18 protein-coding genes are annotated in these 16,930 nt (G+C 69.8%); 8 read left to right on the top strand and 10 right to left on the bottom strand.

The features are described 5' to 3' along the window. A partial coding sequence (locus SZ55_RS20690) for an aldehyde dehydrogenase family protein (RefSeq protein WP_044410835.1) occupies positions 1 to 495 on the bottom strand: 495 nt, incomplete at its 3' end. Positions 496 to 818: 323 nt separating this feature from the next. Between SZ55_RS20690 and SZ55_RS20685 the strand changes: the two genes are divergently transcribed. After that, entirely contained in the window at positions 819 to 2,723 is a 1,905-nt protein-coding gene (locus tag SZ55_RS20685) for a sigma-54-dependent Fis family transcriptional regulator (protein ID WP_044410832.1), read from the top strand. Between the two features lie 185 nt (positions 2,724 to 2,908). Here SZ55_RS20685 and phnX read toward each other — a convergent pair whose 3' ends face one another. The 3 genes from phnX to SZ55_RS20670 form a co-directional block, all read right to left on the bottom strand. Next, positions 2,909 to 3,736: a phosphonoacetaldehyde hydrolase gene (phnX, locus tag SZ55_RS20680; RefSeq protein ID WP_044410829.1), complete on the bottom strand. Its 828-nt coding sequence runs from the start codon at positions 3,734 to 3,736 to the stop codon at positions 2,909 to 2,911. 19 nt (positions 3,737 to 3,755) lie between these two features. Beyond that, entirely contained in the window at positions 3,756 to 5,081 is a 1,326-nt protein-coding gene (locus tag SZ55_RS20675; RefSeq protein WP_044410825.1) for an MFS transporter, read from the bottom strand. Positions 5,082 to 5,269: 188 nt separating this feature from the next. Further along, positions 5,270 to 6,439 (bottom strand): 2-aminoethylphosphonate--pyruvate transaminase, encoded by a 1,170-nt coding sequence (locus SZ55_RS20670; protein ID WP_044410821.1) that lies wholly within the window; start codon positions 6,437 to 6,439, stop codon positions 5,270 to 5,272. A gap of 120 nt (positions 6,440 to 6,559) precedes the next feature. On the opposite strand from SZ55_RS20670, the gene SZ55_RS20665 reads away from it, so the two are divergent. From SZ55_RS20665 to SZ55_RS20650, 4 genes are all read left to right on the top strand, one after another. Continuing rightward, complete coding sequence (locus tag SZ55_RS20665; RefSeq protein ID WP_044410818.1) at positions 6,560 to 7,435, top strand: LysR substrate-binding domain-containing protein; 876 nt, start codon at positions 6,560 to 6,562, stop codon at positions 7,433 to 7,435. A gap of 84 nt (positions 7,436 to 7,519) precedes the next feature. Beyond that, positions 7,520 to 8,872 carry a UDP-N-acetylmuramate:L-alanyl-gamma-D-glutamyl-meso-diaminopimelate ligase gene (gene mpl, locus SZ55_RS20660; RefSeq protein ID WP_044410815.1) on the top strand — a complete coding sequence of 451 codons (1,353 nt, stop codon included), beginning with the start codon at positions 7,520 to 7,522 and terminating at the stop codon, positions 8,870 to 8,872. Between the two features lies 1 nt (position 8,873). Continuing rightward, positions 8,874 to 9,503, top strand: a complete 630-nt coding sequence (gene ubiX / locus SZ55_RS20655) for a flavin prenyltransferase UbiX (protein ID WP_044410813.1) — start codon at positions 8,874 to 8,876, stop codon at positions 9,501 to 9,503. Next, complete coding sequence (locus SZ55_RS20650; RefSeq protein WP_044410811.1) at positions 9,496 to 9,783, top strand: YceK/YidQ family lipoprotein; 288 nt, start codon at positions 9,496 to 9,498, stop codon at positions 9,781 to 9,783. The genes ubiX and SZ55_RS20650 overlap by 8 nt, the downstream gene beginning before the upstream one ends. Before the next feature lie 71 nt (positions 9,784 to 9,854). On the opposite strand, the gene SZ55_RS20645 is transcribed toward SZ55_RS20650, so the two are convergent. The 6 genes from SZ55_RS20645 to SZ55_RS20620 all read right to left on the bottom strand — a co-directional run bounded on the left by SZ55_RS20645 (position 9,855) and on the right by SZ55_RS20620 (position 14,987). After that, entirely contained in the window at positions 9,855 to 10,322 is a 468-nt protein-coding gene (locus SZ55_RS20645) for a YbaK/EbsC family protein (RefSeq protein WP_044410808.1), read from the bottom strand. Between the two features lie 22 nt (positions 10,323 to 10,344). Next, positions 10,345 to 11,211: an MBL fold metallo-hydrolase gene (locus SZ55_RS20640; protein ID WP_044410805.1), complete on the bottom strand. Its 867-nt coding sequence runs from the start codon at positions 11,209 to 11,211 to the stop codon at positions 10,345 to 10,347. A gap of 57 nt (positions 11,212 to 11,268) precedes the next feature. Further along, positions 11,269 to 11,880, bottom strand: a complete 612-nt coding sequence (locus tag SZ55_RS20635; protein ID WP_044410802.1) for a class I SAM-dependent methyltransferase — start codon at positions 11,878 to 11,880, stop codon at positions 11,269 to 11,271. Positions 11,881 to 11,971: 91 nt separating this feature from the next. After that, positions 11,972 to 12,613: an oxidoreductase gene (locus SZ55_RS20630; RefSeq protein WP_044410799.1), complete on the bottom strand. Its 642-nt coding sequence runs from the start codon at positions 12,611 to 12,613 to the stop codon at positions 11,972 to 11,974. A gap of 32 nt (positions 12,614 to 12,645) precedes the next feature. Further along, the gene (locus SZ55_RS20625) at positions 12,646 to 14,370 is read right to left on the bottom strand and encodes a C13 family peptidase (RefSeq protein WP_044410796.1); all 1,725 of its coding nucleotides are present in this window, start codon (positions 14,368 to 14,370) and stop codon (positions 12,646 to 12,648) included. Positions 14,371 to 14,531: 161 nt separating this feature from the next. Further along, positions 14,532 to 14,987, bottom strand: a complete 456-nt coding sequence (locus SZ55_RS20620) for a MaoC family dehydratase (protein ID WP_044410793.1) — start codon at positions 14,985 to 14,987, stop codon at positions 14,532 to 14,534. Between the two features lie 232 nt (positions 14,988 to 15,219). On the opposite strand from SZ55_RS20620, the gene SZ55_RS20615 reads away from it, so the two are divergent. From SZ55_RS20615 to SZ55_RS20605, 3 genes are read left to right on the top strand one after another with little or no spacing between them, the layout of a single operon-like run. After that, complete coding sequence (locus SZ55_RS20615; protein WP_044410789.1) at positions 15,220 to 15,582, top strand: CidA/LrgA family protein; 363 nt, start codon at positions 15,220 to 15,222, stop codon at positions 15,580 to 15,582. Positions 15,583 to 15,584: 2 nt separating this feature from the next. Then, a complete protein-coding gene (locus SZ55_RS20610; protein ID WP_139233705.1) occupies positions 15,585 to 16,295 on the top strand; it encodes an LrgB family protein in 711 nt (236 codons plus the stop codon). A gap of 10 nt (positions 16,296 to 16,305) precedes the next feature. Beyond that, complete coding sequence (locus SZ55_RS20605) at positions 16,306 to 16,896, top strand: LON peptidase substrate-binding domain-containing protein (RefSeq protein WP_044410785.1); 591 nt, start codon at positions 16,306 to 16,308, stop codon at positions 16,894 to 16,896. Positions 16,897 to 16,930: the final 34 nt, after the last annotated feature.

Below are 16,930 nucleotides of genomic sequence, written 5' to 3'. Positions count from 1 at the left end.
GTTCCAGGGGATGATCTGGCCGACCACGCCGAGGGGTTCGTGGATGTGGTAGGCGACGGTGCCGTCGTTGATTTCGGCGGCGCCGCCTTCCTGGGCGCGGATGCAGCCGGCGAAGTAGCGGAAGTGGTCGGCGGCGAGCGGGATGTCGGCGTTGAGGGTTTCGCGCACGGCCTTGCCGTTGTCCCAGGTTTCGGTGACGGCGAGGACTTCGAGGTTCTGTTCGATGCGGTCGGCGATCTTCAGCAGGATGTTGGAGCGGTCCTGCACGGAGGTGCGGCCCCAGGCATCGGCGGCGGCATGGGCGGCGTCGAGGGCCTTGTCGATGTCTTCGGCGGTGGAGCGGGGGAATTCGGCGATGGGCTGGCCGTTCACCGGGGAGGTGTTGGTGAAGTACTGGCCTTTGACCGGGGGCACGAATTCGCCGCCGATGTAGTTGCCGTAGCGGTCCTTGAAGGAAACGACGGCGCCGGGGGTGCCGGGTTGTGCGTAACGCATGGTCTATCTCCTTGGCTCTTGTGCTTGTTGGTGGAGGACGCGCCGAAGCGCTGTGAGCAGCATAGAGCAAGGGGCGGGCCAGGCCAGCGCAAGCCCCGGCCGGCGTGGCCTGCGGCCATTGCCGGGGATATCGCGTCGGTGTGGCTGTGGCAGGGCTGGTACAGGCCGGGTGACAGTTTGTCACGCATCTGGCACAGCCCGATGACCCATGGGTCATCCGGGCGTTGCAAAGGGCGTGGCGCTGGAGGATGCTGCGGCGACGTGGGTGCCCGTCCTGGGCGCCGGGCTGCCTCCCGGACCCCCGCTGCGGAGAACAACAAGACATGCACGACCACCTGAGCCGCCATGCTCAGCAAGTGCTGACCCTGGCGCAGGGCAAGGCCCAGTCGAGCGGGCCCGCTGCCGACCCTTCCATCGCCCGCTCCTGGCTGCGTTGCCTGGAGGACTACAACCTGGACCCGGCCCTGCCGCGCCCGCCCGCCGTGCTGGAGCACGCGCGGATGCTGGAATGCCGCGAGCGCATGCAGCAGGTGCTGGAGATCGCCAACGGCGAGATGAACAGCCTCTATCACCAGCTCTCCGGCACCGGCCACGCGGTGCTGCTGACCGATGCCCGTGGGGTGATCCTCAACTGTGTGACGGCCGCGGCCGAGCGCAACGCTTTCGAGCAGGCCGGCCTGTGGCTGGGCGCCGACTGGAGCGAGGCCCGCGAGGGCACCAACGGCATCGGCACCTGCCTGGTGGAGCGCCAGGCGCTGACCATCCACCAGGACGAGCACTTCCGCAGCCTGCACACCGGGCTGACCTGCTCGGCGAGCCCGGTGTTCGACCCCCATGGCGAGCTGCTGGCGGTGCTCGACGTCTCCTCGGCGCGGCGTGCCATGTCCCGCCAGAGCCAGTTCCACACCATGGCGCTGGTCAACCTCTCGGCGAAGATGATCGAGAGCTGCTACTTCCTGCGCCGCTTCGAAGGCGAGTGGCTGCTGCGCTTCCACCTGCAGGCCGAGTACGTCGGCCTGTTCAGCGAAGGGCTGATGGCCTTCGACGGCGAGGGGCGCATCCGCGCGGTGAACCAGGGCGCCATCAACCTGCTGGACAGCAGCCGCGAGCGCCTGTTGGGCACCACGGTGGAGGCCTGCTTCGACTGCCGTCTGGACGACCTGCTGGCCCGCGCCCAGCCCCAACCCAATGCCAGCTGGCCGCTGCGGGCACGCAATGGCCGGGTGCTGCATGCGGCGCTGCGCGGCCAGGCGCCCCGGCCGATGCCGGTGGCCCCGCTGGTGGTGGAGCGCCCGGCGGCACCGGGCCTGTGCCTGGGGGATGCGGCGCTGCAGGCGGACTTCCGCCGGGCCGTGAAGGTCTACGAGCGGGACGTGCCGTTGCTGGTCAACGGCGAGACCGGCTCCGGCAAGGAGGCCTTCGCCAAGGCCGTGCACCGGGCCAGCTCCCGGGCCGAGCGGCCCTTCATCGCGCTGAACTGCGCGGCGATCCCGGAATCCCTGATCGAGAGCGAGCTGTTCGGCTATCGCGGCGGCAGCTTCACCGGAGCCCGCAAGGAAGGCATGCGCGGCAAGCTGCAGCAGGCCGACGGCGGCACACTGTTCCTCGACGAGATCGGCGACATGCCCCTGGCCTTGCAGACCCGCCTGCTGCGGGTGCTGGAAGAGCGCCAGGTGGTGCCCATCGGCGGAGAGGCCCAGGCGGTGGACGTGCGCATCATCAGCGCCACCCACCGTGCACTGGAGGCCCGCGTGCAGGCCGGCGACTTCCGTGAGGACCTGTACTACCGGCTCAACGGCCTGGTCATCGACCTGCCGCCGCTGCGGGAGCGCAGCGACCGGGAACCGCTGCTGGAGCACCTGTTGCGGGAGGAGGCGCGTGGCCAAGTGGTGCGCCTCGACGATGCCGCCCGCCAGGCCCTGCTGGCGCATCCCTGGCCGGGCAACGTGCGCCAGTTGCGCAACGTGCTGCGCACCCTGGTGGCGTTGTGCGAGGACGGGGTGATCCGCCTGGCCGACCTGCCCCGGGACATCCGCGAGCAGGCTGCACCGGTGACGCGGGCCGAAACGCCGGCCAACCCGCTGGACGATGCCGAGCGCGCCGCGCTGCTGGGCGCGCTGGAAAGCCAGCGCTGGCACATGACCCGCACCGCCGAGCAACTGGGCATCAGCCGCAACACGCTGTACCGCAAGCTGCGCAAGCACGCCATCGAGACCCGCAGCCTGTGACACGGCCTGCGTAGCCCGGGCTTCAGCCCGGGAACCTCCCGCACGTGAAGAACCCGCCGATTGGCGGGTTCGTTCATTACCGGGGTCACCTGGTGGCAGGGGGATGACGCGCTGTTCATCCGCCAGGTGATGTCGCCGGGGGAGTCTCTGCGAGGGCCGCCCCTACGGGGTGCCTCGACAGGGCTTCAAACGGCCTGTGGCATTTCCCCCCGTGCCAGCCGGGCGTTGATGGCGTCGATCACCTTCGGCAGGTCGGCGATGGTGTCGATCAGGTAGTGCGGGCGGGCGCCTTCGAAGAGCTGGCCGATGCGCTGGCGCGCCCGCTCCAGTTCCGTGGGCGAGAGGGCCTTGAACTGGTCCCAGGTCAGGCCCAGGGCGTTGCCGGAGCAGGTGAGGGCCACCGTCCACATGCCGGCCCGGCGGCCTTCGAGGATGCCCGGCCAGGTGTCGTCCACCTTCACGCAGGCGGCCACGTCCTCGATGCCGAGGGCGATGACGTTGGCCAGGGCCTGGGCCGGGTGCGGGCGGCCGTTGGGCACTTCGTCGGTGGCCACCACGTGGTCGGCGACGTAGCCGTTGCTCCGGGCCAGCTCCACCACCTTGTCCATCACCGCCGTGGGGTAGCCGGAGCAGGAACCGATCTTCAGGCCGCGCTGGCGCAGCGCGGCGATGGCCTCCAGGGCGCCGGGGATGAGCGCCGAGTGGACGCCGATCTTCTCGATCTGCAGCGGCATGAAGCGTTCGTAGATGGCCGTGACGTCGTCGTCGGTCGGCAGCCGGCCGAAGGCGGCGCGGTAGCGTTCGGCGATGGCGGGCAGGTTGCAGAGCGTGCGGATGTGGTCCCACTTGCCCATGCCCATCGGGCCACGGGCCTCTTCCAGGGAGACGGCGACGCCGAACTCGGCGAAGGCCTCGACGAAGATCTGCGTCGGGGCGAAGGAGCCGAAGTCGACCACGGTGCCGGCCCAGTCGAGCACGGCGGCCTGCAGGCGGGTGGGGTGTTGGTAGTTCATGGTGATTCTCCGTCGGGGTTCAGGTTCGGGCGTTGGCCAGGCCGCCTGGGAGCGGTATGGCAGGGGGTGTTTCGGGTTGCGGCCGGCTGTTCCAGAACGGCACCAGCAGCAGGCTGGCCAGCAGGGCGGCGAAGGTGAAGGCGAGGAACACGGTGGTGGTGTCGAAGTAGCCCGGCAGCAGGCCGCCGAGGATGGCGCCCACCGAGCCGCAGCCGTTGACGAAGCCGGCGGCGGTGCCGGCCGCTTCCTGGGTGCCGAAGTCGACGGCGGCGGAGCTGCTGATCATCGAGTCCGGGCCGTAGAGGGTCATGCCCATGAGGAACAGCAGGCCCACCACCAGGTACAGGCTGCCGCTCTGCATGGCCGGCACGAACAGCGCGAGGCACAGGGTGAGGGCTGCCAGGCTGAATACGCAGGCGGGCATGCGGCGGGCGCCGAAGAGCTTGTCCGAGGCAATGCCGATGAGGATCGGCCCCACCAGCCCGGCCACTTCGAACGCCGCGGGGACGACGGCAGAGGCCACCTTGCCGATGGCCGGCATGCGTTCGTAGACGATCACCGGGCCCCACAGGAGGATCGCGTAGCGCGCCGGCTTGAGCAGGAAGTAGGCCAGGCCCAGGGCCAGCACCGGGCGGTTGGCCAGCACCCTGCGCAGCACCCGCCAGTGCCCGGGGCGCACGGCGGTCGGGTCGGCGGCCGCTGCGCTTTCCAGCGGTGGCAGGCCGACGTCCTCCGGGCGGTTGCGCTGCAGCAGCCAGAACAGCACGGCCACGCCCAGCACCACCAGTGCGCAGGAGACGAACGCCGCGCGCCAGTCGTGGAATACCTCGTAGGCCCACCAGCCGGCGAAGGGCGTGGCCACCAGGCCGCCGAAGGCGTAGCAGGTGCTCCAGTAGCCCAGCACCCGGCCGCGCTCCTGGGTGGCGAAGAAGCTGCCGATGTTCTTGCACAGCCCCGACCAGCCGGTGGACTGCGCCAGGCCCTGGACGAGCATGCAGCTGACGAAGATCGGCAGGGTGGCGAAGGTGCCCATGGCCAGTGCCGCCAGGGCCGAGATCAGCAGGCCGCCGAAGACCACGACCCGTGGGCCGAAGCGGTCGGCGAACAGCCCCCAGGTGAACTGGCCCACGGCGTAGGCGCCGAGGTAGAGCGCATCGAGGTTGGCCATGGCGGCCTTGTCCAGCTCGAAGGTCGGGTCCTCGGCGATGCCGAGCTTGGCCACCGAGAAGGCCTTGCGGGTGAAGTAGAAGGCGGCGTAGGCCAGCCAGGTGATGAGGAAGATCTGGACCCGCCAGCGGTGCAGCGATTGCCAGCCGCGGGCGGTGGAGCCGGGTGAGGTGTGCATGGGTTCTGACCCCTGTGGACAGTGCATGAGGAGAGGTTGTTGTTCTTGTGGTGTGTCCTGGCTGTCTAAACGCCCGGCCTGGTCAGAAGGGCAGCGGTCGGGGCGTCAGGCGTGGGTGGGCTGTGCGCTAGGCAACTCCTCGCCGGCATGGCCGGCAGTGGGCCGCGCCGGGGCGCGGCCGGTGGGGTTCAGGCCGCCTGGCCGGGGAGGGTGACCTGCATGGCGGCGAGGCTGTCGGCGATGGCGGCCAGCAACTGGCGGACGATGGCCTCGTCGATCTGGCCGATGCAGCCGATGCGGAAGCTCTCCGCTTCGGTGAGCTTGCCGGGGTAGATGACGAAGTGGCGGGCCTTGAGTTCGTCGTAGAAGCGCTTGAAGGCGAAGCGGGGATGATCGGGGCTAAAGAAGGTGGTGATGATCGGCGACAGCCAGCGGTCCTCCAGCAGCGTGCGGAAGCCCATCTGGCGCATGCCGGCCACCAGCACGTCGCGGTTGCGGGTGTAGCGCGCCAGGCGCCCGGCCACGCCGCCTTCCGCCGCGTGCTGGGCCAGTGCGGCACGGAACGCCACCACGCTGTGGGTGGGCGGGGTGAAGCGCCACTGGCCGGTGCGCTCCATGTAGCGCCACTGCTCCAGCAGGTCGAGGCTGAGGGAGTGGGCGCGCCCGGCGGAGGCCTCCAGCAGGCTGCGGCGGATGATCACGAAGCCGAAGCCGGGAATGCCTTCGATGCATTTGTTGGCCGAGGACACCAGCACGTCGAAGTCCACCGCCTGCACCGTGAGCGGCACGGCGCCGAACGAACTCATGGCATCGACGATCAGCACCTTGCCGTGGCGACGCACCACGGCGGCGATCTCGGCCAGGGGGTTGAGGATGCCGGAGCTGGTCTCGCAATGGACCAGGAACACGCTGGTGACCTCCGGGTGGTCGCGCAGCAGGGCGTCCACTTCCTCCGGCTGGGGCGGCAGGTAGTCGCCCTTGTCGAGGCTGATGTGGGCACGGCCGAGGTAGTCGAGGATCTTGCCGGCACGCTGGCCGTAGGCACCGTTCATCAGCACCAGGGCCTTGCCGTCACGGGGGATGGCGGTGGCCAGGGCGGCCTCGACGGCGAAGGTGCCACTGCCCTGCAGCGGCACGCAGGCGTAGCGGTCGTCGTGCACGCCGGCCATGGCCAGGAGCTGCTGGCGCACCTCGGCGGTGACGCGGTTGAAGTCGGCATCCCAGGAGCCCCAGTCCTGCAGCATGGCCTCCTTGGTGGCGCGGGAGGTGGTCAGCGGGCCGGGGGTCAGCAGGTAGGGCTCGCCCAGCGCCGGAGCGGCCAGCGGGGCATGGGCAGTGGGGAATTCGGCGTGGGTCATGGTCGTCTCCAGCGGATGCGGGGTGGCGGTGCTGGAGGGGATGAGACCCGTTTCAGTGCGATAACTGAAATCGATTTATGGTATTTCACTCAGAAGCTGAGCTTATTTATCGGGGGTGATATGTCGGTTTCCCAGGCCCAACTCAAGGCCTTCCATGCCGTGGCCGTGCACGGCAATTTCACCCGTGCGGCGGAGCAGCTGTTCCTCAGCCAGCCGGCGGTGTCCGACCAGGTGCGCAAGCTGGAGGAGCGCTTCGGCGTGCTGCTGTTCAACCGCAACAAGCGCTCGGTGCAATTGACCGAACTGGGCGGGCAACTTTTGGCCATCACCCAGCGCCTGTTCGCCGCCGAGCGCGAGGCACTGGAGCTGCTCACCTGCTCCCGCGCCCTGGAGAGCGGCAGCCTGACCCTTGCGGTGGACGCGCCCATGCACCTGCTGCCGCACCTGGCGCGCTTCTGCGAGCGCTACCCCGGCATCCGCGTGCGGCTGGTGACGGGCAACAGTGACGAATCCCTGCGCCGGCTGTTCGACTACCAGGCCGACTTCGCCGTGCTCGGCCGCCCGGTGGACGACGAGCGGTTGATCAGCCACGTCCTCAGCAGCGGCCCCCTGGTGGCCTTCGTCGCCGACAGCCACCCCTGGGCCCAGCGCGAGTCCCTGCACCTGGCCGACCTGCACCGCACCCCGCTGGTGCTGCGGGAGGAAGGCTCCATGACCCGGCAGATGCTGGAGGACGAAATGCACCGCGCCGGCCTGGAGGTCCTCCCCGCCATCGAAGTGGAAGGCCGCGAGGCGGTGTTCGAGATGGTCATGGCCGGCCTCGGCGTCGGCATCGTCTCCGCCGCCGAACTCGGCGCCGGGCGCGGCGTGCGTGTCCTGCCTATCCTCGACTTCGAATCGCGCATGACGGAAACGCTGGTGTGCCTGAAGGAGCAGGGGGCGAGGCGGGTGATTGGGGCGTTTTTGGCATCACTTGACCAAGGGGGACAACCGTAGCCGGCCCGCATTCCACGGCGGGCCCCTGTGCTAACCTGCGCCAAGTTTTCCCGGGCCCCGTCGGCCCGTTTCCAGAGGTCATCCATGCATATCCACATCCTCGGCATCTGCGGCACCTTCATGGGGTCGCTGGCGGTGCTGGCCAAGGAGCTGGGCCATCGCGTCACCGGCTCCGATGCGAACGTCTACCCCCCCATGAGTACCCAGTTGGAGGCCCAGGGCATCGAGCTGATGCAGGGCTATGACCCGGCTCACCTGGAGCCGGCGCCGGACCTGGTGGTGATCGGCAACGCGCTGTCCCGCGGCAACCCGGCGGTGGAGCACGTGTTGAACAAGGGGCTGCCCTACGTCTCCGGCCCGCAATGGCTGGCGGACCATGTGCTGCAGGGGCGTTGGGTGATGGCGGTTGCCGGCACTCACGGCAAGACCACCACCACCAGCATGCTGGCCTGGGTGCTGGAGCATGCGGGCATGAGTCCGGGCTTCCTCATCGGCGGGGTGCCGCAGAACTTCGGCGTTTCCGCGCGCCTGGGCGGCACGCCGTTCTTCGTGGTGGAGGCGGACGAGTACGACAGCGCCTTCTTCGACAAGCGCTCGAAGTTCGTCCACTACCGCCCGCGCACCGCGATCCTCAACAACCTCGAGTTCGACCATGCGGACATCTTCCCGGACCTGGCGGCCATCGAGCGGCAGTTCCATCACCTGGTGCGGACCATCCCCGGCGAGGGGCTGATCATCCATCCCACTGCCGAGAGCGCCCTGGTGCGGGTGCTGGGCATGGGCTGCTGGACCCCGGTGCAGACCACCGGCGAGGGCGGCCAGTGGCAGGCGCGCCTGCACAGCGAGGACGGCTCGCGCTTCGAGGTGCTGTTCGAGGGGCAGGTCGCCGGCACGGTGGACTGGAGCCTCACCGGCCAGCACAACGTGGCCAACGCCCTGGCGACCCTGGCTGCGGCCCGCCATGTGGGCGTGGTGCCGGAGCTGGGCGTGGCGGCACTGTCGGCCTTCCAGAGCGTCAAGCGACGCATGGAGAAGGTGGCCGAGGTCAGGGGCGTGACCGTCTACGACGACTTCGCCCACCACCCCACCGCCATCGCCACCACCCTGGACGGCCTGCGCAAGCGCGTGGGCGATGCGCCGGTGATCGCGGTGATCGAGCCGCGCTCCAATTCCATGAAGCTGGGCGCCCACCGCGACGGGCTGCCCGAGTCGGTGAAGCTGGCCGACCAGGTGTTCTGGTACGCGCCGCCGAACCTCGGCTGGGACCTCGCCGCCACGGTGGCCGGCTCCAGCGTGCCGACCCGGGTGTGCGATTCGCTGGAGGCCATCATCGAGGGCGTGAAGGCACTCGCGGTGCCGGGCACCCAGGTGGTGATCATGAGCAACGGTGGCTTCGGCGGCCTGCACGGCAAGCTGGCCCAGGCGCTGGAGGGCTGAGATGAGCGGCCCTGAACGCGTCACCCTGGCGATGACCGGCGCCTCCGGAGCCCAGTACGGCCTGCGCCTGCTGGACTGCCTGGTGCGGGAGGATCGCGAGGTGCACTTCCTCATCTCCAAGGCCGCGCAGCTGGTGATGGCGACGGAGACCGACGTCACCCTGCCGGCCAAGCCCCAGGCCATGCAGGCGTTCCTCAACGAGTACACCGGCGCCACGCCGGGGCAGATCCGTGTGTACGGCAAGGAGGACTGGATGGCCCCGGTGGCCTCCGGTTCCGGCGCACCGGCGGCGATGGTGGTGGTGCCCTGTTCCACCGGCACCCTCTCGGCCATCGCCACCGGGGCCTGCAACAACCTGATCGAGCGGGCGGCCGATGTGGCCCTGAAGGAGCGCCGCCAGCTGATCCTGGTCCCCCGCGAGGCGCCGTACTCCAGCATCCACCTGGAGAACATGCTCAAGCTGTCCAACCTCGGCGCGGTGATCCTGCCGGCGTCGCCGGGTTTCTACCACCAGCCGCAGACCCTCGATGACCTGGTGGACTTCGTGGTCGCGCGCATCCTCAATCTGCTGGACATCCCCCAGGACATGCTGCCGCGCTGGGGCGAGCACCACCGGGTGAGCGATGAATAAAGGCGCACTCGCGCTGTTGCTGGCGCTGGCCCTGCCGGGCTGCGCCAGCGTCACCACCCTCAACGCCGCCAAGCCCGGCGCGCCGATCATCTACTCCGGCACCCGGCTCGATTGGTACGCCCTCCATGACGGTTGTTGCCCCATCGACCGTTTCGGCACCGAACCTCCGGCCTACCCGGCCGTCGATCTGCCCGCCAGCGCGTTGCTGGACACCCTGCTGCTGCCGCTTTCCTTGGCGGCGGAGCTGGGGATAGGGCTGGGGATTCGCGGCGGCAACTGATTGGGCGTGTTGCGTGCTCCCGGGCTGAAGCCCGGGCTACGTCGCTGTCTGGCGCGAGCGTGAGCCGAGGCTCAGGCCAGGTCCTGGCACACGTCCACCCATTGGGCGGCGACGAGGTCGGCCAGGCGTTCGGGGGTGATGCGGACGGCGCTGTGGATGGCGCCGGCGGCGGGGACGACTTCTTCGAAGGCTTGCAGCGAGCGGTCGCAGTAGACCGGCAGCGGGGTGGGCAGGCCGAAGGGGCAGACGCCGCCCACCGGGTGGCTGGTGAGGGCTTCGACGGTTTCGGCGTCGAGCATCCGCGCCTTGGCGCCGAAGGTTTCCTTGAACTTGCGGTTGTCGATGCGGGCGTCGCCGCGGGCCACCACCAGCACGGCATCCTCGCCGACGCGGAACGCCAGGGTCTTGGCGATGCGGCCGGGCTCGACACCGTGGGCCTCGGCGGCCAGGGCGACGGTGGCGGTGCTGGTTTCGAGTTCGATGATGGCGATGTCCGGCGCCTTGCTGGCGAAGAAGGCGCGCACGGATTCCAGGCTCATGGGATCGGTCCTTGGTCGGGGGTCAGCACGCCAGGTCGCGGACGTCTGGCAGGCTGCCGGCGAGCCCGTAGCGACCCTTGGCGTCGCGGGTCACCCGGCCGATGGCGACGGCCGGGTCGTGGGTGAAGACCAGGCGGCCATTGCGGGCCAGGAGGTCGGCCAGCAGGGCTTCCTTCTCTTCGATCAGGCCCTCGGGGAAGCGGTCGTAGCCCATGGTGATGGGCAGGTGGACCCAGGGGGCGCCGGGGATCAGGTCGCCGCTGAACACCACCGGGCCGTCGGGCATCTGCACTTCCGGCAGGAGCTGGCCGGGGGTGTGGCCATCGCTCCAGTGGAAGCGCCAGTCGGCGCCGAGGGTGGCGCTCTGTTCGCCGTCTTCCAGCAGCTCCAGCCGCTCGCTGGCCTGCAGCAGCTCCAGCAGTTCGGGAATGTAGGAGGCGCGGTCGCGGGCGTGGGGCGTGCAGGCGCGCTGCCACTGGCGGCGGCCGGTGATGAAGCGGGCATTGGGGAACAGCAGGCGCAGCGGCTGGCCGTCTTCCCAGGGGGCGAGCAGGCCGCCGGCGTGGTCGAAGTGCAGGTGGGTGAGCAGCACCACGTCGATGTCGGCATGGCCGAGGCCCACGGCCGCCAGGCTGTCGAGCAGCACGTGGTGGCTCTCCTGCACGCCGTAGCGCTGCTTCAGGTCCGGGGAGAAGAAGGCGCCGATGCCGGTTTCCACCAGCACGTTGCGTTCGCCTTCACGCACCAGCAGGGCGCGGCAACCGAGGTCGATGCGGTTGAGGGCATCCGGGGCCATCCAGCGTTCCCAGAGGGCGCGCGGGGCGTTGCCGAACATGGCGCCGCCGTCGAGTTTCTGGCTGTTGCCGGTGAGGGTGGTGAGGGTGCGCATGTCGGTCCCTGTCTGCGGGCGGAGCGGGCAAGGCTAACCCGAATGCCGGGGCGCCGGTCAATCCGCCCAGCCGCTGTAGACGAAGGTCATGGGGCGCGGGCCGGGCAGGTAGCGGGTGTTCAACTCGCCGATGCGGAAGCCGCCGGCTTCGATCAGGCGGGGGATGTCGCGGTCCAGGTGGCAGCCCCCGGCCAGCGGTTTCCACAGCGGCGTGAGGCGTTGCTGCCAACGCACCACGCCGGGGTCCGGGGCCAGGCCGTGCTCGGCAAAATGCAGGCGGCCGCCGGGCTTGAGCACGCGGCGCATTTCCCGCAGGGCGGCGACGGCGTCGGGGATGGTGCAGAGGGTGAAGGTGCAGACGATGCTGTCGAAGCGGCCGTCGTCAGCGCGGATCTCGCCCAGTTCCAGGGCGATGGTCTCCACCGGGATGGCGATGGCGGCGGCGCGCTGCCGGGCCAGGGCCTGCATCTGCGCGGCGGGGTCGACGCCGGTCACCCGGCTGACCCGCTGCGGGTCGTAGAAGGCGAGGTTGAGGCCGGTGCCGATGCCGATCTCCAGCACCTCGCCCTCGGCGTTGGGCACCACCTGGGAGCGGGTCTTCATGACGTGGCCCATGCCGCAGGCGTAGTCGATCAGGCGCGGCAGGATGTGGCGGTCGTAGAACTGCATGGGCGTTCCCTTCCTGGGGCTGCGGAGCTGTCCACCCTACAGGCGCGGTCGGTTGGGTGTCGCGGGCGTTCCGGCCAAGGCCTGGGGCGCTTCAGCGGCCCAGGCGGCGCAGCTCGTCCGACTCCACCACGCGGGTGCCTTCGCCGGTCTCCAGGGCCAGGCGCCAGAGCGCGCGGGCTAGGGTGCAGGCTTCGATGCCCCGGTACTTGCCGGGGATCAGGCGCATCAGCGGGGCGGCGAGACGTTCGCCGAGGCGGAACTCCTGGCGCGGGCCGAGCAGCAGGGAGGGGCGGGCAAGGGTGAGTTGCGGCCAGCCCTGGTCGCGCAGGGCGTCTTCCATCTCGCCCTTGACGCGGTTGTAGAAGACCGAGGAGCCGCGGTCCGCGCCGAGGGCGCTGATGACCAGGTAGTGCCGTGCCCCCAGCTCCCGGGCGCGGCGGCCGACGGCCACCACCAGGTCGAGGTCGATGGCGCGGAAGGCCTCCTGGGAGCCGGCCTGGCGGATGGTGCTGCCCAGGCAGCAGAAGGCGGTGTCGACGGGGCCGCCGAGCTGGGGCAGCAGGTCGGCCAGCTCGCCCACCGGATTTTCCAGGCGTGGGTGGGCGGCGAGCGGGCGGCGCGAGGGGGCGAGCACGCGCTCGACGGTGCGCTCGTTGAGCAGGCGGTCGAGCAGGTGCTCGCCGGTGAGGCCGGTGGCGCCGGCGAGCAGGATGTGCTGGGGCGTCAGGTGCATGGTGGCTGTCTCTCCGCTGACACAGGTACAGCTTAGTGGCTGGCCGGGGTTTTGGCCCCGTCCGCCGGCTTGTCGGCCAGTGCCTGCAGGGCCTGGTTGGCGCGCAGGCGCTTCCAGTGGGCGAGCACGGCCTTGGGGGCCCAGATCTGCGGTTCGGAGGGTTCGAAGTCGTCCTCCTTCTCCCATTTGGCGACTTCCTCGCGGGCGAGCTTGAAGGCGCGCTCGAGGTCGTCGGTCTGGTTCAGGGCGTCGGCCAGCAGGGCGCGGCCGAAGTAGGTGAAGTCGTTGTCGTCGGAGCAGCCGAAGGACACGCGATCGGCGCGGGCGGCGGTCATCACCAGGGTCTTGTCATCCTTCAGGGCGGGGATGAAGCCGCCGGAATAGCAGGCGGAGATCACCAGCACCTTGTGACGGTCACGCAGGGGGGCGAGGAGGGTAGCCAGGTCGGCGGCGGCAAGGTCGGACAGTTGCAGGCCGGGTTGCTCCAGGGCGAGCTGGTGGTCGGCGGAGCCGTGGCTGGTGAGGTAGATGAACACCAGGTCTTCCGGGCCGGTGCGCTTGGCCAGGGTCTCGACGGCGCGGGCGAGGCTTTCGCGGGTGGCCAGGGGGCGGTCGGCCATGTGGTCGCGGTGGTTCACCAGGGTGATGTGGCCACGGGCGGCGAAGCGGTCGCTCATCAGCTTGGCGGCGTAGTCGGCTTCCCGCAGGAACACGCTCTGGCGGCCATCGCCACCCAGGCTCAGGCTATACAGCTCGGGGGCCGGGGTGGACGGCGGGACGGCGGCGAGGGCTTCGTCCAGCAGGCGCCCCTGTTGCAGCAGGCCGACCTCCAGTGGATCGGGCAGTGCCTGGCCGGCGGCATCCCGCACGCGGCGGCCGTTGCGCCAGGTGCCGCGCTCCTGCTCGCCACTGGCCAGGGTGAGGGTGCCGTCGCCGGCGTAGCGGCCGTTGGCGAAACCGCCGACGTAGTGGCTGCCGTCGGCCAGGCGCAGGTCGCCCTGGCCGTGGTAGCGCCAGGTGCGGAAGGCGCCCTGGTAGTGCTCGCCGTCTGCCCCCTTGTATTCGCCCTTGCCGGTCAGTGCGCCGTTGCGGAACTCGCCGCTCCACACCGCGCCTTCGGCGTTCTGGTAGCGGCCCTTGCCGTTGAAACGGTTGCTGGCGAAGCCGCCGCTGTAGCGGTCTCCGTCGCTGCCCTGGTAGTCGCCTTCACCGTTCAGCTGGCCCTGCTTGAAGGTGCCGCTGAAGCGGTTGCCTTCGCTGTCGGTGAGCACGCCGGGGCCGTCGGGCTGGCCGTTGCGGAAACGGCCCTGGTGTTCGCTGCCGTCGGGCATGCGCAGGGTGCCGAGGCCGTGGTACTGGTCGTTGCGGAAGCCGCCCTGGTAGACCATCTCGCCCCGTGCGAGGCGGCCTTCGCCGTCGAAGCGGTTGCCCTTGAAGCTGCCTTCGTAGACGGTACCGTCGCGGTAGGTCATGCGGCCCTTGCCGTCGAACAGGCCGTTGCGGAACTCGCCTTCGTACTCCACGCCTTCCGGGCCGTGCCAGCGACCCTGGCCATTGGCCTGGCCGTCCTTGAAGCGGCCTTCGAACCAGGTGCCGTTGGTGTAGTCGAGGCGGCCGGGGCCTTGCAGCAGGCCGTCGACCACCTCGCCCCGGTAGCGGGCGCCATCGGGCAGTCGGGCGTCGGGCGGGGTGATGGGCTCGCCTTCGCCGCAGGCGGCGAGCAACACGGCAAGGCTGAGGGGAAGAAGGGCTTTCATCGGCAGTCCCTGGCTGAATGGCTGCCCTAGTGTGGCGTAAAAAAGCCCGCGTGAGCGGGCTTTTGTAGCGGACGTGCGAGACCGGTCAGGTCCACTGGGTGATCTTGTTGCCCTGTTTGTCGGTGAAGGCGCCGGCTGCTTTCGCAGCGGCGCCGGGGGCGTCAGACGAAGCAGAGGCTGAGGGACTCGGCGACGTAGGCCGGCTTGGCCTGGCCTTCGATCTCGAGGGTGGCGCGGGCCTTGATCAGCCACTGGCCGGGGTTCTTCTCGGTGACGTCGAGCACGGTGAGGGCCAGGCGTACCCGCGAGTTCACCGGCACCGGCTGGATGAAGCGGACGCTGTCCAGGCCGTAGTTGATGCCCATCTTCAGGCCTTCGGGCAGCACCAGCAGTTTTTCCGACAGCACCGGGATCAGCGACAGGCTGAGGAAACCGTGGGCGATGGTGGTGCCGAAGGGGGTGCGCTTGGCCTTTTCCGGGTCGACATGGATGAACTGGTGGTCGCCGGTGCATTCAGCGAACTGGTTGATGCGTTCCTGGTCGATGGTCAGCCACTCGGAGTGACCCAGGTCCTTGCCAATGTAGCTTTTCAGTTCTGCAACAGGTACGAACGGCATGCTTCATCCTCCGTGGACGGTTTTTTCTTCTTCTTGTGGCGGGCTGGCTCGCCCGGCGCGTTGGCGTAGATCAGCACGGGCCCGGGGCCCGGTCAAGCCGGCATGGCCCCTGCGAATGGCGGGTTATAGCGGGCGGGGCAGGCGTGCCTATAATGGCCCACCCTGGCTCCGGCCCGTCTGCGACGGGCCTGTGGAGACGGAGCAGGGACGGAAGACTGTCTGGAGACCCCTCATGCTGCTGCGTGGCTTGACCTGGCTGGTGCTGTTCCAGTTGCTCGGCACCGGGCTGAACGCCCTGTTCCTGCACATGCTGCCCGGGCCCATCATCGGGCTGGTGCTGCTGTTCGTGTTCCTCGTCGTCCGGGGCGAGGTCGGGGAGCCGCTGACGGTGGCGTCCGGCGCCCTGCTGCGCTACCTGCCGCTGCTGCTGGTGCCGCCGGCGGTGGGGGTGATGGTCTACGCGCGGGCGATCTGGGAAGACGCCTGGGCGGTGGTCGGTGCGCTGGGGCTGTCGGTTTTCTTCTCGTTGCTGTTCGTGGGCTGGCTGATGCAGCGGCTGATCGACCGCCGCGGCGCCGAGGAGGGCAAGGCATGAGCCTGGCATGGCAATCGGCCTGGCAGGCCGTGGCCCACCACCCGCTGTTCGGCGTGGGGCTGACCCTCGCCGCCTACCAGTTGGCCAGCTCGCTGTACGAGCGCTCCCGGCTGATGTTCCTGCAGCCGGTGCTGGTGTCGATGGCACTGGTGATCGCGGTGCTGGTGCCGCTGGGCATCGGCTATGACGAGTACCGCCAGAGCACCACGCTGCTCAACCTGCTGCTGGGCCCCGCCACGGTGGCGTTGGCGGTGCCGCTGTTCCTCAACCTCAAGCGCATTCGCCAGCTGTTCTGGCCGACATTGCTGACCCTGGCCCTCGGCGGGCTGGTGGCGACGGTGATGGGCGTCGGCCTGGCCTGGGCGTTCGGCGCCGAGCACATGGTGCTGATGACCATGGCGCCCAAGTCGGTCACCTCGCCCATCGCCATGCTGGTGGCCGAGCAGATCGGCGGCGTGGCGGCGCTGGCGGCAGTGTTCGTGCTCATCACCGGGGTGATCGGGGCCATGCTCGGTCCGGAGATGCTGCGCCGCATCGGCGTTCACCACCCGGCTGCGCAAGGCATGGCGCTGGGCATCACCGCCCATGCGGTGGGTACGGCCCGCGCGCTGCAGGAGGGCGAGGAGTGCGGCGCCTTCGCGGCGCTGGCGATGAGCCTGATGGGGGTGGCGACGGCGGTGCTGCTGCCGTTGGCCGTGGCGATGATCGTGTGAGGGACGAGGGATGGAACTGCCGCTGTTTCCGCTAAATACCGTGCTGTTTCCCGGCTGCATGCTCGACCTGCAGCTGTTCGAGGCGCGCTACCTGGACATGATCGGGCGCTGCATGAAGCAGGGCACCGGCTTTGGCGTGGTGGGCATCCTCGAAGGCGAGGAGGTCGGCAGCGCCGCCCAGCGCATTGCGCCCCTGGGCTGCGAGGCGCTGATCCGTGACTGGCAGCAACTGCCCAACGGGCTGCTGGGCATCCGGGTCGAGGGCGGCCGGCGCTTCACGGTCGAAGGCACGCGTGTGCAGGCCGACCAGCTCACCCTGGGGGATATCGCCTGGCTGGACGACGATGCCGACCGGCCGCTGCTGCCGGAGCACGCCGACCTGGCCGCGCTGCTCAATGCCCTGGCCGAGCACCCGCTGGTGAAGGGGCTGGGCATGGGCGGCCTGGCCCACGGCCAGCAGGAGCTGGCCAACCAGTTGGCCTACCTGCTGCCCTTTTCCCTCGACGAGAAGCTGGAGCTGCTGGCCCTGGGCAGCCCGGATGCGCGGCTCGATCACCTGCAGACGCTGCTGAACCGCCTGCAGGGCGACGTCATCGCCTGATCACGCCGGGCGTGGCCCTTCCGCCACGCCCAGG

The sequence above is a fragment of the Pseudomonas sp. FeS53a genome, assembly GCF_000931385.1.
GTDB classification, from domain to species: Bacteria; Pseudomonadota; Gammaproteobacteria; order Pseudomonadales; family Pseudomonadaceae; genus Metapseudomonas; species Metapseudomonas otitidis.
The sequence above is the reverse complement of the archived record's forward strand: the minus strand, read 5'-3'. Positions and strand labels throughout refer to the sequence as shown.